The organism is Acinetobacter sp. SM34, assembly GCF_022012365.1.
In the GTDB taxonomy this organism is placed as follows: Bacteria; Pseudomonadota; Gammaproteobacteria; order Pseudomonadales; family Moraxellaceae; genus Acinetobacter.
This window is the reverse complement of sequence record NZ_JAKLTP010000009.1, coordinates 1-18185: the sequence shown is the minus strand read 5'-3', so window position 1 is coordinate 18185 and position 18185 is coordinate 1. Positions and strand designations below refer to the sequence as shown.

The 18185-nt window shown below is 43.4% G+C and carries 14 protein-coding genes; 5 read left to right on the top strand and 9 right to left on the bottom strand.

The genetic code is table 11. The features are described 5' to 3' along the window. Window positions 1-26 precede the first annotated feature (26 nt). The gene (locus LZZ98_RS08930) at window positions 27-929 is read left to right on the top strand and encodes a LysR family transcriptional regulator (protein WP_237787547.1); all 903 of its coding nucleotides are present in this window, start codon (window positions 27-29) and stop codon (window positions 927-929) included. 40 nt (window positions 930-969) lie between these two features. Here LZZ98_RS08930 and LZZ98_RS08925 read toward each other — a convergent pair whose 3' ends face one another. Further along, window positions 970-1698, bottom strand: a complete 729-nt coding sequence (locus LZZ98_RS08925) for a sulfite exporter TauE/SafE family protein (RefSeq protein ID WP_237787642.1) — start codon at window positions 1696-1698, stop codon at window positions 970-972. 497 nt (window positions 1699-2195) lie between these two features. Between LZZ98_RS08925 and LZZ98_RS08920 the strand changes: the two genes are divergently transcribed. After that, complete coding sequence (locus LZZ98_RS08920; RefSeq protein WP_442862705.1) at window positions 2196-2684, top strand: CHAP domain-containing protein; 489 nt, start codon at window positions 2196-2198, stop codon at window positions 2682-2684. A gap of 68 nt (window positions 2685-2752) precedes the next feature. Here LZZ98_RS08920 and LZZ98_RS08915 read toward each other — a convergent pair whose 3' ends face one another. From LZZ98_RS08915 to ilvD (LZZ98_RS08900), 4 genes are all read right to left on the bottom strand, one after another. Beyond that, entirely contained in the window at window positions 2753-3040 is a 288-nt protein-coding gene (locus LZZ98_RS08915; RefSeq protein WP_086176579.1) for a chorismate mutase, read from the bottom strand. Further along, window positions 3021-4331 (bottom strand): hypothetical protein, encoded by a 1311-nt coding sequence (locus LZZ98_RS08910; protein ID WP_237787545.1) that lies wholly within the window; start codon window positions 4329-4331, stop codon window positions 3021-3023. Before LZZ98_RS08910 ends, LZZ98_RS08915 begins: the two co-directional genes overlap by 20 nt. 69 nt (window positions 4332-4400) lie before the next feature. Further along, a complete protein-coding gene (ilvD, locus tag LZZ98_RS08905) occupies window positions 4401-6086 on the bottom strand; it encodes a dihydroxy-acid dehydratase (RefSeq protein ID WP_237787544.1) in 1686 nt (561 codons plus the stop codon). 367 nt (window positions 6087-6453) lie between these two features. After that, window positions 6454-8283, bottom strand: coding sequence for a dihydroxy-acid dehydratase (ilvD, locus tag LZZ98_RS08900; RefSeq protein WP_237787543.1), 1830 nt, complete (start codon window positions 8281-8283; stop codon window positions 6454-6456). A gap of 380 nt (window positions 8284-8663) precedes the next feature. Here ilvD (LZZ98_RS08900) and fmt point away from each other — a divergent pair, with 380 nt between their 5' ends. Beyond that, entirely contained in the window at window positions 8664-9623 is a 960-nt protein-coding gene (gene fmt, locus LZZ98_RS08895) for a methionyl-tRNA formyltransferase (protein ID WP_237787542.1), read from the top strand. Further along, window positions 9623-10930: a 16S rRNA (cytosine(967)-C(5))-methyltransferase RsmB gene (gene rsmB, locus LZZ98_RS08890; RefSeq protein WP_237787541.1), complete on the top strand. Its 1308-nt coding sequence runs from the start codon at window positions 9623-9625 to the stop codon at window positions 10928-10930. Before fmt ends, rsmB begins: the two co-directional genes overlap by 1 nt. Window positions 10931-11138: 208 nt before the next feature. Here rsmB and LZZ98_RS08885 read toward each other — a convergent pair whose 3' ends face one another. Then, complete coding sequence (locus tag LZZ98_RS08885) at window positions 11139-11282, bottom strand: methionine/alanine import family NSS transporter small subunit (RefSeq protein WP_086176585.1); 144 nt, start codon at window positions 11280-11282, stop codon at window positions 11139-11141. A 10-nt stretch (window positions 11283-11292) separates the two neighbouring features. Continuing rightward, complete coding sequence (locus LZZ98_RS08880; RefSeq protein ID WP_237787540.1) at window positions 11293-12771, bottom strand: sodium-dependent transporter; 1479 nt, start codon at window positions 12769-12771, stop codon at window positions 11293-11295. Between the two features lie 610 nt (window positions 12772-13381). On the opposite strand from LZZ98_RS08880, the gene LZZ98_RS08875 reads away from it, so the two are divergent. Further along, window positions 13382-14074 (top strand): TIGR04219 family outer membrane beta-barrel protein, encoded by a 693-nt coding sequence (locus tag LZZ98_RS08875; protein ID WP_237787539.1) that lies wholly within the window; start codon window positions 13382-13384, stop codon window positions 14072-14074. 300 nt (window positions 14075-14374) lie between these two features. Here the strand turns inward: LZZ98_RS08875 and LZZ98_RS08870 are convergent, their stop codons facing one another. Together LZZ98_RS08870 and LZZ98_RS08865 are read right to left on the bottom strand one after the other, a co-directional pair. Then, entirely contained in the window at window positions 14375-15745 is a 1371-nt protein-coding gene (locus LZZ98_RS08870; protein WP_086176588.1) for an MFS transporter, read from the bottom strand. Between the two features lie 739 nt (window positions 15746-16484). Then, window positions 16485-18101, bottom strand: coding sequence for a Na/Pi cotransporter family protein (locus LZZ98_RS08865; protein ID WP_237787538.1), 1617 nt, complete (start codon window positions 18099-18101; stop codon window positions 16485-16487). Window positions 18102-18185 lie beyond the last annotated feature (84 nt).

Genomic DNA, 18185 nt, shown 5'->3' with positions numbered 1-18185 from the left:
CAAATTTCACTGAGCAGACTCAGCACATGCGTCTCGACTTTTTTGATTTGCAACTGTTCTTGAATATTGTAGAGACCGGCAGTCTCACTAAAGGTGCAGAACGCTGTTCGATTTCCCTGCAAGCCGCCAGTGAGCGGATTAAAAAAATTGAACAGCAGTTTACTGTGCATTTATTCATCCGCCATGCTTCCGGAGTCAAGCTGACCCTTGCTGGACAGGTTTTTGCCTCACAGGCTCAGGTGTTGCTGCATCAGGCTCAACAATTGCAACAGCAGATGCTGCCCTTCTCTACAGGTTCGCAAAGTGAAATGATGTTGTGGTGCAATTCCTCTGCACAAAGTGAATATCTGCCCCTGCTTTTGCCGCAATATCTGCTCGAAAACCCGAATATCCAGATTGAATTAAAAGAAGCGGAAAGTAACGATATTATTCAGGCACTGGAAAATGGCAGCGCCCAGCTTGGCTTGATTTCAAGTTTTTTTAATGCAAAAAATCTACAGACCCTGGAATTTTTCGATGATCCTCTGGTGCTGATTTGCCCCATGGATCATGAACTGCAGCATCAATCTGTCCTGCAATTGGCTGATGTACTGAATTACCCGTTCGTGGGCCTGATGCAATATCACTCCTTACAGCAATCGATTGAAACCCAGGCCAAATTACTCGGCTGCGCGATTCAGTACAGGTTACGTTTACCCAATTTTGCCGCCATTGCCCAGGTGGTGGCCAATGGTGTCGGGATTGCGATTATGCCAAAACGCGCGGCCAACCGTTTAAGTTCGGTTTATTCATTTCAGCAAATTGAACTGACGGGGGACTGGGCCAATCGCAAGCTGTTATTGGCAGCAAAAAACTTTGATGCCCTGCCGCTGTCTTATCAACATTTCAGTCAGTTTTTAGTTTCGCAAAAATCCCGGTTACTGAGCTGAATTAAAACTGATTCTTTTCCAGATAATTTTAGCGATGACTTTAGATCAGGCCAAACTGGTGCAGCACCATATACGCGCCAAAAATCACCAGGCCACAAAAGAACATCTTGCGAAACTTTTGTTCCGGAATGCGATAGCGGATTTTAGTGCCCAGCCACATTCCCACTAATGCAGGGAATAAGGCGATCAACGACATCTTATAGTCCATTAGAATATTTTCCACCGGATTTTGATGTAGAAATACGGCCAGACAAAGGGTTGAAGTGGTAAAGGCCAAGCCGAGTGACTGAACCAGATCATCGCGTTTTAAATGCAACGCTTGCAAATAAGGCACTACCGGAATCACCACCACCCCTGTAGCTACAGTTAATGCTCCCCCGAGATAGCCGATAATCGGAGATAAGCATTTTTCATGCGCGGCCAGATTGGGCATATTTTTCGCAAATAGGCCATACAATGCCAGCATTGCACCCAGTAAAGCCTCGCTCTGAAATTCCCCCTGCCCCAGCGTGGGAAAAGTACTCCAGATGGAACCGGCAATAATCCCGAGCAATAAGGGCCAAAAACGGCGAACCAGTTTCAGCACTTGTCCTTCGGCAAACAGTTGCCAAAAATTGGTGACCATCGACGGTACGATCAGCAGGGTTGCTGCTTGAAAGGGACTCATAAAAATCGTCAGCAAAGCCATGGAAACTGCAGGTAAACCCAGTCCTAAGGTACCTTTAATCATGCCGGCAATGGCAAATACCCCAATCACAAAGCCAATCATCTTCAGCATCCTTAAAAACTCAAAAGCTATGCTAGGTGAATGGAGTAGATTAAAAAATCACTGTTTTTGGGACTCAGCCTCAATAAAAAATTGAGGCTTTTCGGTCGTGGAATGTTAAAAACCAGCCCTATAAATATGACAAATTGTTAATTTTAGATTAATAATTAATCGATTGATTGCATGTTTACATAAAGATTCCATCAATTAATAAAACATTATTAAGCTGAGGTTAACTGCATGATTTGCGAGCTATATTATGGTCATTTTTTACCCTAATTTCGGCAAATTAAGCTCTTTTTTCGCCCAAAATTAAGTTTTTTTCAGGCTAAAACGGGTGGATTTTTAAACAGAACCTCTTTAAAGTACGCGCTTCGCATGAATAAGCTATGTAATAACATAGCATTTTTGCTATTTAGAGAAAAAATATTCGGGTTTTAGTTCTGAAAATGCTGTCTATTTTTTCTAAAAGCAATTGAAGATAAGGTAGAGATTTAAGAATGATTTATGATGGACATCATAGCAATATGATTAACACTGCAGATCAGAATACTGCGGTAATCTCCCAAAATTTCCAGAAGCATCAAGCAGGTTCAGGCACCAAAGATTCCAAAAATAAAGGTATTCCCTATCTGAATGTACGTAAATTCACGCAAAAGTTACACAATATGGCCTCAGCCACCAGTACCAAAAAATGTGCACGAAGCATCCGAATTGCACTACAGTCGGCTGGTGCGAGAATTTTAAACCATCCTGTGGCAGCTGCAGATTGGGGCAACACCCTGCAGACGATTGGTTATAAAAAAATCAATCCTTCTTTCGATAATCCGAAAGAAGGTGATATTTATATCATTCATCGTACCCAGAAGCATGTCTATGGGCATATTGCTGCCTATGCCGGTAATCAATGGGTTTCTGATTTCCGCCAAAAAAGTCATGCGGTTTATAAGAATGATCAGGTGCGCTATACCTATTACCGTTTAGCATAATAGGTATAAGTCATCAATAAGACACCTTTTCAGGTGTCTTATTTTTTATATGAGTTAACAGGATAAAATTAAGGTCTAATTTCTTTCAATTCACGTTGAATAAAACGCTGAATCATTTCACGGTATAAATGTTCCACCAGATCAGGATCGGTTCCCAGGTCTAACGCTTGTGCACGTACTTTCTGAATGACCTGCTCTACCCGTTCAGGAGATTGCACGTCCTGCACAGTACGCTTAAAACGCGTAGCCTGATCGACATAAAACTGACGGGTGGCAATCATCTCAATCAGTGCGGTATCAATTGCATCAATCTGTGCACGGGCCTGTTCTAAAGACTCACATTTCTCTTTCTTCATCTTTGCTATCATCATTTTCACTTTTATATTGGTCTTCTAAAACATTACTAAAAATACTTTCGATCATCCAGACCCGGTACAAACTATTAAACACATAACTTTGACCATCAATGCGCAGTTCGAGCACAGGAAAATCAGGCTGAGACTTCATTTCACAGAGTATGTCATTTTCTTTTAATTTGGCAGCAATATCTTCGGTCGTAAGTTGATTGATCTCTAAATCACTTTTGATTTGATCAAAATGTGACTTAAATGACAGGTCTTTGCCTTTGGTCCAGACTACCTGCAAAATGCTGTACATGGCTTCCACACGCTGCTCTTCAGGCACGCTATAGAACAGTTTCGCCATCTCATAAGTCGCTTGCTGGGTAGGACGACAAAATGGGGTAAATTTCACTTCGGTACGTTTTGAAAGACGAGTCGCTAGCCCCCAATCAAACAAATCGCGTCGATGATAAGACAATGGATAAACATTCAGTTGGATATTATAAAAATTGGCCAGTTCTTCTTTAATATAGGCCAACAATAGCCAGGAAATTGGATCTTCCAGGGCAATATATAAATCCAGTTCCGGATCCAGCGCCTGAATTTCATTCAGTTCTTCTGCATCGCTAATCAGATGTTCACGCCACTCGATATGATTAATCAGGAAAATGGGATTGCCGGTCAGCAATTTTTGTTGTTTTAAACGGCGGGTCAAACGCAGCAGATCATCTACTGCATGATACTTGCGCTCCCCAAATTCAAAATAGCTGACCAGCACTTCATCATCGTTAAAAATTCGTTCCGGAAAATTTTGCGCTGGATGATGGCGGCTTGCCATGGCATGCAAGGTACGCAATTTGCCATACTGTTTTTGCCACAGCATGTGGAACACATCTTCGAGTAAATACAGGAAATCCTGGCCGCGTAAGGGAGTATTGCGAAGGATGGTTTCTGCTTGAGCAATGGCCTCAAGCGGCGGCTGTTCGGGGGTTTCATGAAAACTAAAACGATGCTGTTTGGACAGAATTTTGGCATCGTTCAGGCAGTAACTTTGCCACTCCATTTCTGACATGTTATTGGGAGGTTCTGCCGTTCGACTGGAAATGATCACCTTTAAGGGTTTGATCTCATCACTCAAAATTTCTTCAAGTTCAGGTAACTGCTGTGCAGCCAGGTAGCTATAGACATCATCCAGACGCAAGTGGATGGTTAAACCCTGCTCCGTAGATAATTCCACCTGACGAGTCGGCTTTTGGTAAAACCAACTCGATCGAAGTGGATCAAACCAACGGCGTAACAGTGACATGAGATCAGCCTCGAAAAAAAACCCTTGTGTGCTACAAGGGTTTATAACAATTTGTTAGGTAATGATCAATTATACATCTAAATTTAGATCGGTCACTGCCCCTTTTTCAGCACCTGTAGTCAATTTGGCAAACTTCGCCAAAGCGCCAAAGCGATAATTCGGTTCAGGCTTGACCCAGGCTGCTTTCCGCACTGCCAGTTCTTCATCGGAAATATGCAGCGTCATTTCACGGGTTTCGGCATTAATGGAAATTTTATCGCCATTTTTCACCAGTCCAATTGGCCCGCCTTCATAGGCTTCCGGGGTCACGTGACCAATCACAAAGCCATGGCTACCACCAGAGAAACGGCCATCTGTCAGCAACGCCACAGATTTACCGAGTCCTTTACCAATAATGGCAGAGGTCGGTTTCAGCATTTCTGGCATGCCGGGTCCGCCTTTCGGCCCTTCGCCACGAATCACCACCACTTCGCCTTCTTGCACTTCGCCGTCCAGAATGCCGCGCATGGCACCAATTTCACCTTCAAACACACGTGCCGGCCCTTCAAAATACAGACCTTCTTTACCGGTGATTTTTGCTACCGCGCCGGTGGGTGACAGGTTGCCTTTTAACACTACAAGGTGAGAGTCTTTTTTAATCGGGGCATCAAAGGGCAAAATAATTTGCTGACCTTCAGGATAATCTTCGACATCGGCCAGATTTTCAGCCAAGGTTTTACCGGTGACAGTCATACAGGAACCATCCAGCATGCCAGCATTTAACATGCGTTTCATCAATGGCTGAATACCGCCAATCGCGATCAGTTCAGACATCAGGTATTTGCCTGATGGACGTACATCTGCCACCACCGGAATATCTTTACCTATGCGAACAAAGTCATCCAGTGACAGTTCTACACCTGCGGTATGCGCCATGGCCAATAAATGCAGCACCCCATTGGTCGATCCACCCAGTGCAATCAGCACTTTAATGGAGTTTTCAAATGCCGCCTTGGTCATGATGTCACGCGGTTTAATATCCAGACGCAACAGGTTCATCACGGCCTCACCGGCACGCAGACAGTCGATTTTTTTCTCTTCTGAAACCGCTTCCTGTGCTGATGAACCCGGCAGGCTCATGCCTAAGGCTTCAATGGCAGAGGCCATCGAGTTGGCGGTATACATGCCGCCACAGGAACCCGGTCCCGGTAGCGCCACTTCTTCAATCTGCTTGACCTGAATTTCGTTGATCTCACCTTTGGCATGCTGGCCCACAGCTTCAAACACCGAAATCATGTCGGTATGGCCAGCACCCGGTTTAATGGTTCCACCATAAATAAACAGCCCCGGGCGATTTAAACGCGCCAGCCCCATAATGCAGCCCGGCATGTTTTTGTCACAGCCGCCAATCGCAATTACCCCATCATAGGCCTGACAACCCACCACCGCTTCAATGGAGTCGGCAATAATTTCACGAGAGACCAATGAGTATTTCATGCCTTCGGTACCATTCGAGATTCCGTCTGAAATGGTAATGGTATTGAAAATAATGCCCTTACCATTTGCGGCATTCACGCCTTTTTCCACTTCACGCGCCAAGCCATCAATGTGCATATTGCACGGCGTGACATTGGCCCAGGTTGAGGCAATGCCAATAAAAGGACGGCTAAAGTCGGCATCTTTAAAACCGGTGGCACGCATCATGGAACGTGCCGGTGCATTTTCAATCCCTTCATAAACGGGTGCTGAATGTTCGCGGATATTGTCTTTACTCATTGGTTTCTTCCTTGGCGATGACCGATTTTCAGCTTCAGTCTTTGGCAATTTATTCTAAGATCATTGTATAGAAATACCACTCGTGAAGAAAACATATACTCCAGATAAACTCATATCAGATTGAATATTCAAGAACTTAAAATATTAATCGTGACAGGTGACAGGATGTCACCTGTTGTGCTGTGGTATAGGGATATACCATCAGCACAACAAAGGCTTTTTGTTACTTTTGAGCCTTCAAAAGTAAAACATCGTCTACGCAATGCTATTGCAAGAGCACAAAGTAAAATGCGACCGTGCTATTTTCAATAATCAATAAAAAAGCACCCCATCTGGAGTGCTTTCTAAAATTTGTAAAAACTACAAATTAAATTTCACGTACCGCACCTTTCGCCGCACTGGTGGTATGCATGGCATAGGCTTTCAGGGCTTTGGAAATTTTACGTGGACGCTCTTCCACTGGATGCCAGCCTTTGGCTTCTTGCGCTTCACGGCGAGCGGCCATGGTGGCTTCATCTACAGCCAGGTTGATGGTACGGTTTGGAATATCGATTTCGATTAAATCGCCATCTTCAACCAGACCAATGGCACCGCCCTCAGCCGCTTCAGGAGACACGTGGCCAATCGACAGACCTGATGAACCGCCAGAGAAACGGCCGTCAGTCAGCAAGGCACATTCCTTACCCAAACCTTTCGATTTCAGGTAACTGGTTGGGTACAGCATTTCCTGCATGCCCGGGCCACCACGTGGACCTTCGTAACGAATCACTACGACATCACCAGCTTTAATTTCGTTGCCCAGGATCGCCTCTACCGCAGAATCCTGGCTTTCAAATACGCGAGCAGTACCGTTGAATTTCAGAATTGAGTCATCTACACCGGCAGTTTTGACGATACAGCCATCCAGCGCAATGTTGCCGTAAAGCACAGCCAGACCACCGTCTTTCGAGAAAGCGTGTTCTGCATTACGGATCACGCCATTTTCACGGTCGCCATCTAAACGTGAGTAGTAACGGTCTTGCGAGAAAGCCGTTTGCGTTGGTACGCCGCCCGGTGCTGAACGGAAGAACTGGTAAACTTCTTCATTTTCAGTACGGATGATGTCCCATTTATCCAAAGCATCTTTCAGGGTTGCCTCGTGGACAGTACCGACTGAGGTATCCAGCAAACCGGCACGATCCAGCTCACCCAGAATCGACATAATGCCGCCGGCACGGTGCACATCTTCCATATGCACGTCATTTTTCGCCGGAGCAACTTTACACAGTACCGGCACTTTACGAGACAAACGGTCGATATCATCCATAGTGAAATCAACACCCGCTTCATTGGCAGCCGCCAACAAGTGCAGTACGGTATTGGTTGAACCGCCCATGGCGATGTCCAAAGTCATGGCATTTTCATAGGATGCTTTGGTTGCAATTGAACGTGGCAATACGCTGTAATCGTCTTGTTCATAATGACGTTTAGCCAACTCAACAATTAACGAGCCTGCACGTTCAAATAATTTTTTACGGTTGGCATGGGTTGCCAAAGTTGAACCGTTACCTGGCAATGACAGACCCAAAGCTTCAGTTAAGCAGTTCATTGAGTTTGCGGTGAACATGCCTGAACATGAACCACAAGTTGGACATGCAGAACGCTCGTATTCAGCTACTTCTTCGTCGGTATAGTTGTCATCTGCCGCAACAATCATCGCGTCAATCAAGTCGATGGCTTTGTCGTTACCACGGATTTTGACTTTACCCGCTTCCATTGGACCACCAGACACGAATACCACCGGAATGTTCAGGCGCATCGCAGCCATGAGCATCCCCGGGGTGATTTTGTCACAGTTAGAAATACACACCATGGCATCGGCACAGTGCGCGCTAACCATGTATTCCACAGAGTCTGCGATCAAGTCACGTGAAGGTAATGAATACAGCATGCCGTCATGCCCCATTGCGATGCCGTCATCTACTGCAATGGTGTTGAATTCTTTAGCCACACCACCTGACGCTTCAATTTGACGAGCCACGAGTTGACCAAGGTCTTTTAAATGAACGTGACCTGGAACAAATTGCGTGAATGAGTTGACTACAGCAATAATTGGCTTGCCGAAGTCTTCATCTTTCATTCCAGTTGCGCGCCATAAGCCACGCGCACCCGCCATGTTTCTTCCGTGTGTCGATGTTTTTGAACGATAGTCAGGCATTGTGTTATTCCAACAAAGTTGTGCTTGAGTTGAATGAGCTCATTCACTCTGGCGAAATCTTACGATCGAGAGATGAAATCAGCCGAATTTTAAACATATCATACTACAAGTCATTGTTTTTAAAGATGACTAATTCATGCTATAGAATGCTTGATATATCTATGGATGTGTCTCGACGATCTGACGACAAAAATCTTTAACTGAAATCTACTATACCGCCATCCCCGGCCAGACAATGCAAAACTTTCATGAATAATTTTTAAATTTTGCATAATTTTTTTTTATAAAAATAAGCGTCTTCTCTATGCGTTAAGACTCAATTTAGGTGAATAAATGCTTTTGCCTTATAATAGACATCACGTTTATTTGGAAGCTTTTGTGTGAAAATCATCTTTGCGGGTACACCAGAATTTGCAGCCACTGCATTGGCTGCACTGCTTAAAACCGAACATGAAATTGTTGCGGTCTATACTCAACCGGACCGCAAAGCTGGACGAGGACAAAAACTCACGGCTTCTGCCGTTAAACAATTGGCACTTGAACATAACATTGCAGTATATCAGCCTCTGCATTTCAAATCTTCAACTGAAGAAGGCTTGGCTGCTCAAGCTGAACTGGCTGCGTTAAATGCTGACGTGATGGTGGTGGCTGCTTATGGTTTAATTCTACCGCAAGTGGTGTTAGACACACCTAAATATGGTTGCTTGAATATTCACGGATCTTTATTGCCACGTTGGCGCGGTGCGGCACCAATTCAACGTGCCATTGCCACAGGTGATGCTGAAACTGGTGTGACCATTATGAAAATGGCCGCAGGTTTAGATACCGGTGATATGATGTTTAAAACCATCTGCCCGATTGAAGCAAGCGACACTTCAGCAAGCTTGCACGACAAACTTGCTGAACAAGGTGCAATGGCGATCGCTGCTGTTCTAGAAACTGACCAAAGCTTGCAGCACTATTTAGACACGCGTGAAGTGCAAGACGAAGCTCTTACCGTATATGCACATAAACTTTCAAAAACAGAAGCTAAAATTGATTGGTCAATTGATGCTGTGCAAATTGACCGTAATATTCGCGCGTTTAACCCGTGGCCAGTGGCATTCATTCAGTTAGATGAACAAAACAACTTGCGTGTTTGGCATTCAGAACTTTCAGAAGCCGATGCCCCTCAAGCTCAAGCAGGTGAAATCCTTGCCATTGATAAAAAAGGCGTACATGTTGCCTGTGCCAATGGCAGCGTGATTATTTTAAGCTCGCTACAATGGCCGGGTGCGAAACCGCTTAACCCTGTACAAATTTTACAAACCCAAAAACTGACTATTGGACAAATTTTATAATGAAGCAATCTCCCAACGCCTCTACCCGAGATCTTAATTTACGTGCTCAGGTGGTGAAGACGTTATTGGCTGTCCAAAATGGTCAATCGCTGCAATCTGTGCTAGCGCAGCAAATGAACATTGTGTCAGACAAAGACCGTGCTTTGTTCCATGAATTGGTACTGGGTTGTTTACGTCAATGGTATGCATTGAAACAGCTGACTTTACCTTTGCTTTCTAAACCAGTTGATAACCAAGTGGTTGAAACATGTTTGTACCTTGGTTTATACCAATTATTGTGTACACGTGTAGCTGCTCACGCTGCGATTTCTGAAACTGTAGAAGCTGCAAAACAACTCGGTATGGGAAGTCTCAGTGGCTTAATCAATGCGATTTTACGCCGTGCGACACGTGAAACTGAGCAGTTCTATGACGTACTTGAGCAAGCCACCAATTTACCAAGCTGGTTATCTAAACGTCTGAAAAAAGACTGGGGCGAACAGTTTGATGAACTCAGCTATGAGCTTAAACAAATTGCGCCACTGACCTTACGTGTCAACACACGCCAAGTCAGCCGTGACGAATATCTGGATATTTTGGAAGATGAAGGCATCGATGCACATCGCTGTGAAATTTCAGAAGTCGGTATTGTGATGGATGAAAGTTTGCATGTTCCTAGCCTTCCGGGCTTTGAAGCAGGCGGTTTTTCGGTACAGGATGAACACGCGCAACTCTGCGCAACTTTACTACCAAACCTTGATGGTAAATTTGTGATTGATGCCTGTGCAGCACCGGGCGGCAAGACGGCGCACATTTTAGAGAAGTTCCAGCCTAAGAAACTCATCGCGCTAGACCAAGATGAAAAACGCCTGAAGCGCGTGGTTGAAAACCTTGATCGTTTGGTTTTAGACGGCAAGCATGTCGAAATCAAAACCGCCAATGCTGTGACTTATACGGCACCTGAACTCGCAGATTGTATCGTGCTGGATGCACCATGTACGGCTGTTGGTGTCATGCGTCGTCACCCAGATATCCGTTTACTGCGTCAATCTGGCGATATTGCCAAAACAGTAGTTTTACAAAAGCAAATTTTGGAAAACATGTGGCAGCAACTGAAAGTCGGTGGCACCTTACTTTACATCACCTGCTCGATTTTAAAAGCAGAAAATGAACAGCAAATGGTCGAGTTCTTCGCCACCCATCCAGATGCCAAAGAAGTGAAAATTGAAGCCGATTGGGGCATTGAACAAATTCACGGTCGTCAATTATTCCCGAAAGTGGGTTATGGCGATGGTTTCTTCTATTGCCGAATTGAAAAAACGGCTTAAGCTGAAATGCAAAAAAAGGTGGCTTTTGAGCCACCTTTTTTATTGGTGTGTTCCGTCCTGCCAGAAAGGTCAGCGCAAATACGATCCAGACTTGGTGCTGCTGCAAAATGGTGTGCATTGCTATGCTCCATTTTAAAAACAAGAAAGTCATCATCTTAAATGATAATGACTTTCATTTGTAACAGTATGAACTGAAGTATTCGCGGATTTAAAGCGTATGCTGATCTTTGACTTCTTCCAGCACCTCATCCAGCTCTTCTGGATGTTTCATCAAGTGCAGAATGGATAACACCAGTCCGCCCCACAAAAACAGCATGGAAATTATCATCATGATGATTGCAGAAGTATTCATGTTTATTCTCCTAGCGATCTTTCATTTTGGCTAAAACAAATGCCACCACAGCACAGAAAATCACGCAGCCCCAACCAAACAGCCACTGCATACTGACACTATAATCACCATAGCCTTTTAATAACAAGTGATAAATGGTCATTACTAAAGTAACTAACAAAATCAAAGAGGTAATCACGGTTAAAGTGAAATCCCAACCTTTGCCCAATTGCACAGTTGAAATGGCATTCACGTGATCCCGGATCTCGGCCAGTGCCGAACGCTTGAACCAGGCAATACTGATAATTGAAATCAACGCACCACCGATAATGCCAATGTTATTAATGAAGTGATCAATGATATCCACCAGTTTAATCGAATTCACGCTGGAAAATAAAATGATCGATACAGCAGCACTACCGCCACCGACAATGGTGACCGCTTTCTTGCGGCCCCATTTCAGCTTGTCCATCATGGCAGCAATTGGAACTTCCAAAATACTGACCATAGATGAAATCCCTGCGACAAACAGTGAAGAGAAGAACAGGATACCGAACAGGTCTGCACCCGCACCCAGGCTGGAAATGATTTTAGGGAACGCAATAAATGCCAGACCAATACCGCCACTCACCACATCCTGAACATTGCTGTTCGCGGTATAAGCCATAAAGCCCAGCGCCGAGAAAATACCGATACCGGCTAGAATTTCAGTCGAAGCATTGGCAAAGCCCACGATTAAACCCGAACCGGTTAAATTGGTTTTCGGCTTTAAGTAAGAGGCATAAGTCACCATGATCCCGAAACCGACTGAAAGCGAGAAGAAGGTATGACCATAGGCTGCCAACCACACCTTGTAGTCCATCATGGCTGCCCAGTTCGGGGTAAAGAAGGCATTTAAGCCATCGACCGCACCCGGTAAACGAAGCGCTTGAATCACCAGAATAGTAAATAAAACAAATAGTAATGGCATGAAGATCTTGTTGGAAAGTTCCACGCCCTTTTTCACCCCACCGTATAAAATCACCAGGGTTAAGGCCCAAATTCCTGCCAATGGCCAGAAAATATGGCTGACAAAACGTGGGTCAAAACTTGCGGCTTCGGAGGTTTGTAAATAGGTTTTAAAGAAGAAACCTTCCGGATCACTGCCCCACATCTGACCAATGGAGAAGTACACATAACTGCCTGCCCAGGTCAAAACGCTGGCATAGTAAAGGCCAATGATGATACACACACTCACTTGCCACCATCCCAGGGTTTCACCGCCACGGAACAGTTTGCGATAGGCTTTTGGCGGTGAACTATTACTTCTATGCCCTACTGCATAATCGAGAAATAACAGCGGTAAGCCAGCAGTAATTAAAGCAATCAAATAAGGGATAAGAAACGCGCCACCGCCATTTTCATAGGCCACGTAGGGGAAACGCCAAATATTACCTAAACCGACAGCCGATCCGACCGCAGCAATAATAAAGCCGGATCGTGATGACCAGTTTTCACGAGAATCTGTCATAAAACACCTAAACCTTAGGTATCTTTAGATGCTGCTTGTTATCTGGGTTATATCGCGAGCAAAAAAAGTACCTTTAAAAATAATTCTTGTGTCTGATTTAGAGGTCACACCTTGTGGGTGCCGTGTTCTAAATGGCAAACAGATCAGCCTGAAATTGAATCTTGGTTAAAAATTTAAATCCAAGCTCATCTTTTGTATGAATTTAACAATACTCACTTTTAAAAATAATTTCTGTAATTTCTCTACGACGCATCTATTTTTTATAATATATTGAATGCGAATATTCATTTAATCGGCTAATTTATACGCCATTCTGACCATTCAATAAAAAACTTTTTGGAAAAAATTAATTTAAAATAAAAACTTAGGGTTATTCAATAATCTCATTGTCCGTTATTTTATAACGTTTTAAAAATAGACAATGCAGTCATGGCATTTTCAAATATTTTGCCCTCTGCTTTGGATTAAATTTGCTTTAATTTTGACAAATAACCACAATGCAATTTTATATCATTCACTATATGATGCGCTGAGTTGGATCTCAACTCATGCTATTTAAGTAACAAAAAGATTTTCCAAAAATAATGGATTACACAACTTCAGGATTCTCATGCAACCATTCAAAATTCTTTGCCTAACCCTTGGACTGGGTGCTTTCAGTTCTGCTCAAGCCGACGTGATTGCGGTTAAAGGCAGTATTGATTACTGGAACTATAGCACCGATTTAACCCAGCCGGCATCGCCACTTCCACAAGCACAAATGCAAGATGATCACGGTCTGTCATTCTCGGTTGCAGTCGAACATCCGGTGCCATTTTTACCCAATGCAAAAATTAAGCATAGCCATTTACAGGCAAACAGTGAGCAAAGTTTTGCCGGGGTAAACAGCCATCAGGTCGATCTCACTTATACAGATTTCATTCTCTATTACGAAGTGCTGGACAATATTGTCTCTGCCGATGTGGGCTTTGGGGCCAAACGCCTGAGCGGAGATATTGTTCAGAACGTTACCAACACCTTGGACGTGAGTAGTACGATCCCTATGCTTTATGCCCAGGCTGGGGTAAAACTGCCCTTTACCGGTCTAAGTGTGGGCGCCGAAGCCAGTTTTGCTGCACTGAATGATGAGCAAATTACCGATGCTCAAGCAGAATTCAAATACAACTTCATCGATAGCGTGTTGGTGGACGTGGGTACTAAAGTCGGATATCGCATTTTGGACATTCAGCTGGAAGAAGGTTCAAATGCAGAAACCAAACTTAAATTTAAAGGCCCCTATCTTGGCGTAGAAGCACATTTTTAAAGCAATACTGTGCGCTTTTGCTTACACAGACTGCAGAAAATGAAGGCTAGGCCTGAAACTGAATTCAGACTATATTGAACTCATACAGAAACAGGATGTTTCTAAAAAACAAAAATAATAAAAGTATAAAGCAGCTGGACGCTGAGGTAGAACAGGAGTGATACCTTTAACGAATACGAAAAAGCCTCGACAGGATGTCGGGGCTTTTTTATGGCTGCACTATTACATATTTATCACATCTAAAATAAAAAAAGCCTCTCGAAAGAGGCTTTTGCTATTCAATCAGTTCACTGCAAAAACTTAGCTGCTATAAGAACGACGAGGTTTTGCCGCGGCCAAAACGGCTGGTTGTGCTTCAACTTGAACTTTTTTAGGTGTACGAATCAAGAATATGGCAATTGCCCCAATAATTCCAGGAATGGCAACAGCGATAAAATTCCATTTATGCGGCAGCTCCATACCCAAAAGCATGCCAATCACGATTGGACCGACAATCGCCCCGGTACGGCCCACTGCCGATGCCCAGCCTATACCCGTTGAACGTACTGCCACCGGATAATACTGTGCAACATAACTATACAGTAGAATGCTGCTGCCAATTGAGGATGCACCTGCCAGACTGACCAGTAAATAAATAACCGGCTGTGGCGAATTGAAGCCTAATCCAACTAAAGAAAGTACGCCTACAATTAACATACTGATCAGAACGCGTTTAAAGTCAAAACGGTCAGCTAAAACCCCTCCACTGATTGTTCCAATCACTGCTCCCACATTCAATGCCAGTAAAAACATTAAGCTGCTGCCTAAAGAATAACCCGCTGCCATCATCAGTTTTGGCAACCAGCTGCCTAATGCATAAAGCATTAATAAGCACATAAAGAACGCAAGCCAAAACAGGAATGTTCCTACAGCACGATTTTCAGTGAACAATTCTTTTACTGAGGTACTTCCGCTTTGATCATTCGAAGCTAAAACCAATTGTGTATCTGCTGATACTTGCGCAGCCGGCTCAACTTTTTGTAAAAAATAACGCGCCTGATCTTGTTTCTTTGCTTTAACCAGAAATATTAAAGATTCCGGCAGGAATTTCCAGAACAATGGCACAAACAGTAAAGGAATAACCGCTATCTGGAACATGATTTGCCAGCCATAGTCTGCGGTAAACCATGTTCCGCACAAAGCTGCCATAATCCCGCCCATGGCATAGCCGCTGAACATGGTGGTCACTAAAGTACTGCGCACACGTTGCGGTGCATATTCGGAAGTTAAAGCCACTAAATTCGGCAATACGCCGCCAATGCCCAGACCTGCAACAAAACGTAATATTCCAAATTCTAGTGGATTAGAGGAAAACCCGCCTAAAAAAGTAAACAGACTGAACAATGAAACGCAAATTAAAATCACTTTTTTGCGGCCAATTTTGTCCGCCAGCATGCCAAAGCCCATTGCACCAAACATCATGCCAGCTAAGGCGGTACTCGCCAACATACCGGCCTGTACGGCACTCATGCCCCATTCTTTCATCAGTAAGGGCAAGACCACCCCATTAATTGCTAAATCGTAACCATCAAATAAGACGATAAACAGGCACCACAGCACAAGTTTCAAATGAAACGACTTAAACTTGGCTTGGTCCACTACAGCATTTACATTCATTGTTGTCGCTGTCATTTGTACTCACCTCCAGTTGTGAGACTTAAGTTTCAACTTACAATGGGTTTTAGGCGGAATTTTGTCCAAAACCTGAAAGGCATAAATCCATACCTTCAAAGTATGACAAATATTTTTTGGCAGAAAATGTCAGACCCCAATAGACTAAAATTAAGGCTTTTTGTTACATTTTTTGGGGTGAACTTTCGTTCACTGTTATTTTTATCATTTAAAACAATATATTAAAAAATTTAAAATTCCGTATTAGACTAAAGAAGGTTTGATTGAAAGATTGTCAGAGTTTGTAGAGCGAAGATCATAAAATGACAAGAGCAAGTTTTCTCACATCATGATCTAATTCCCCCGCTTTTAAGTAAAGAAAATTGGACAGATCTATAACGTGAAAGCATAATTTAATAAAAACTACACTGACTGGCCGGAATATGAGAATTGTGAGAGATGATGGCAGCGATACTTCAACAGTTTGCATAAAAAAGCCTCGACAGAAGTGAGGGCTTGTTCTTTGATCTAACCGTTATATTTCAGTACAGCTCAATCTCTTTCTTATTGGCAATACAAAGCTGCTGAAACCTATGTCGATGGTTAAACACGCTTGATTTTATAGAGAAAAATATTCAGTTCTACAGCTAAACACTCTGCCCATCTGTTGGCTTGGATGATCAATGCCAAAGTCAGTGTAGATGAAGCACTGCATAAACTTTTTATCATCCAACCTTGAAAGAAGGCTTACATCCAGCACTTAAGCACGCAAGTCGTCTGTTACCTTATCCGTCCTGATTTCCTTTTCACATAGAACATTTACAAAGCGCTGACTATGTGCAATTAGCCGATCCAACCAGCGATGTGCTGCAAGTAATTCCAGGATTCTGGCTGCACCAGAATGATGACTGGCAGCATACTGATTGATCTTTTCACGAAGCTCAGCATGATGCTGTTTAGTCCAATTTTCGAGAAAAATCAATTCATCGTGCAGTAGTCGATTTTTCTCATCCATCGACAAATCCGCTGCAGCATGCCAATAATTACCAAGAATTTCACCGAAGTCTAATGCAACCTGATAAAGAGCAGGCTGCGTCCGGATATCCAAACTATAAAACAACTGTTCCAAATCACTGCGTAACACGTTTAGATAAACCATTATTCTAAGCAATGCCAATAAATTTTTTTGCTCTTCAGTGTTTTCAGGTACCGATATTTTTGTTAAATATTCCTTAAGTTTTTTGATGAGTTCATCTTGCTGCTTAAGTTGATTGGCTGCAACCAGCTTCCCATCTTTAAACGCTTCAATAAACCATCTATATTGTTGCCAAATAATTTGAAAGATTACATGTTCTGCATTCGCTATAGCTACCGCAGGAACTGAAAGGCTAGATTCATCAAGAGACTGAATCAAACTGTCTTCATCTGATGGAATCAGTTTAGTCAAAAACTGCTTAAATTGATCAATAAAAGGCATTAATAAAACTGCCCCGCATAAACTAAAAGCAGTATGAAAAGCAGCCACAATCACCACCGCATCCCAAGAAGAGAGCCATCCACTTCGTGGGTACAGCCAAAGAAACAAAGGATACAATACAAAAAATGCAAATATGGCACTCATAATATTAAAGCCTACATGCACGGCAGCCGTTCTTTGTGCATTGCTATTGGCACCGATGGCGGCTAGTACTGCAGTAGCCACAGTTCCAATATTTTCTCCAATGACCAGCAAAAGTGCTTGCTCCAGCTGAATGACCTGACTAGCCAATGCAGTAATTGTCGCTGTAATTGCGGCACTTGATGACTGCAAAATTACTGTCATAACCAAGCCAATCATGACCAGTAAAAGCTTGGAGAAAAAGCTTTCAGTGGTGAATACTGAAAGATCCATACGATCAGACAGACCAGACATCGCTACTTGCAATAATTCAATACCAAAGAAAAGTAAACCAAAGCCTGCAATCACCAACCCTGTCAGGGCAGCCCGGCCCTGAGCCAAAATTTTTAATAATGCTCCTAATGCAATCATAGGTAAGGCAAACTGCCCAATTGAAAATTTTACACCTAAGAGTGCTACCATCCAGCCTGTGCTGGTCGTGCCAATATTCGCACCAATAATTACCCCAACCGACTGTGCAAAGGTTAGAATCCCAGCACTCACGAAACCAATCGTCGCGAGCGTTGTGGCGGTTGAAGACTGAACAATTAGGGTAAAGATAATGCCTGAACTCATTGCTTTTAGAGGTGAGCCAGTGAACCTTCCTAGCCATTGTCTAAGTGATTCACCCGCTATATCTTTCAAGCTATCGGTCATCAAAGTCATGCCCAGCAGAAATAAGCCTATCCCACCACAGAGTTGTATGAATACCTCAAACACGCTCACCTCTTTTTTATAATTTTCATCATTTAAATAAGATAACTGAGAATCAACTCAGCTTAACAAATCATTTGTAGTTTATAG

What these genes read in the sequence shown, in the direction of transcription:
- LZZ98_RS08930 (WP_237787547.1), top strand. Translation starts at nt 27, where the DNA reads ATGCGTCTCGACTTTTTTGATTTGCAACTGTTCTTGAATATTGTAGAG.
- LZZ98_RS08925 (WP_237787642.1), bottom strand. Translation starts at nt 1,698, where the DNA reads ATGATTGGCTTTGTGATTGGGGTATTTGCCATTGCCGGCATGATTAAA.
- LZZ98_RS08920 (WP_442862705.1), top strand. Translation starts at nt 2,196, where the DNA reads ATGATTTATGATGGACATCATAGCAATATGATTAACACTGCAGATCAG.
- LZZ98_RS08915 (WP_086176579.1), bottom strand. Translation starts at nt 3,040, where the DNA reads ATGAAGAAAGAGAAATGTGAGTCTTTAGAACAGGCCCGTGCACAGATT.
- LZZ98_RS08910 (WP_237787545.1), bottom strand. Translation starts at nt 4,331, where the DNA reads ATGTCACTGTTACGCCGTTGGTTTGATCCACTTCGATCGAGTTGGTTT.
- ilvD (WP_237787544.1), bottom strand. Translation starts at nt 6,086, where the DNA reads ATGAGTAAAGACAATATCCGCGAACATTCAGCACCCGTTTATGAAGGG.
- ilvD (WP_237787543.1), bottom strand. Translation starts at nt 8,283, where the DNA reads ATGCCTGACTATCGTTCAAAAACATCGACACACGGAAGAAACATGGCG.
- rsmB (WP_237787541.1), top strand. Translation starts at nt 9,623, where the DNA reads ATGAAGCAATCTCCCAACGCCTCTACCCGAGATCTTAATTTACGTGCT.
- LZZ98_RS08885 (WP_086176585.1), bottom strand. Translation starts at nt 11,282, where the DNA reads ATGAATACTTCTGCAATCATCATGATGATAATTTCCATGCTGTTTTTG.
- LZZ98_RS08880 (WP_237787540.1), bottom strand. Translation starts at nt 12,771, where the DNA reads ATGACAGATTCTCGTGAAAACTGGTCATCACGATCCGGCTTTATTATT.
- LZZ98_RS08875 (WP_237787539.1), top strand. Translation starts at nt 13,382, where the DNA reads ATGCAACCATTCAAAATTCTTTGCCTAACCCTTGGACTGGGTGCTTTC.
- LZZ98_RS08870 (WP_086176588.1), bottom strand. Translation starts at nt 15,745, where the DNA reads ATGACAGCGACAACAATGAATGTAAATGCTGTAGTGGACCAAGCCAAG.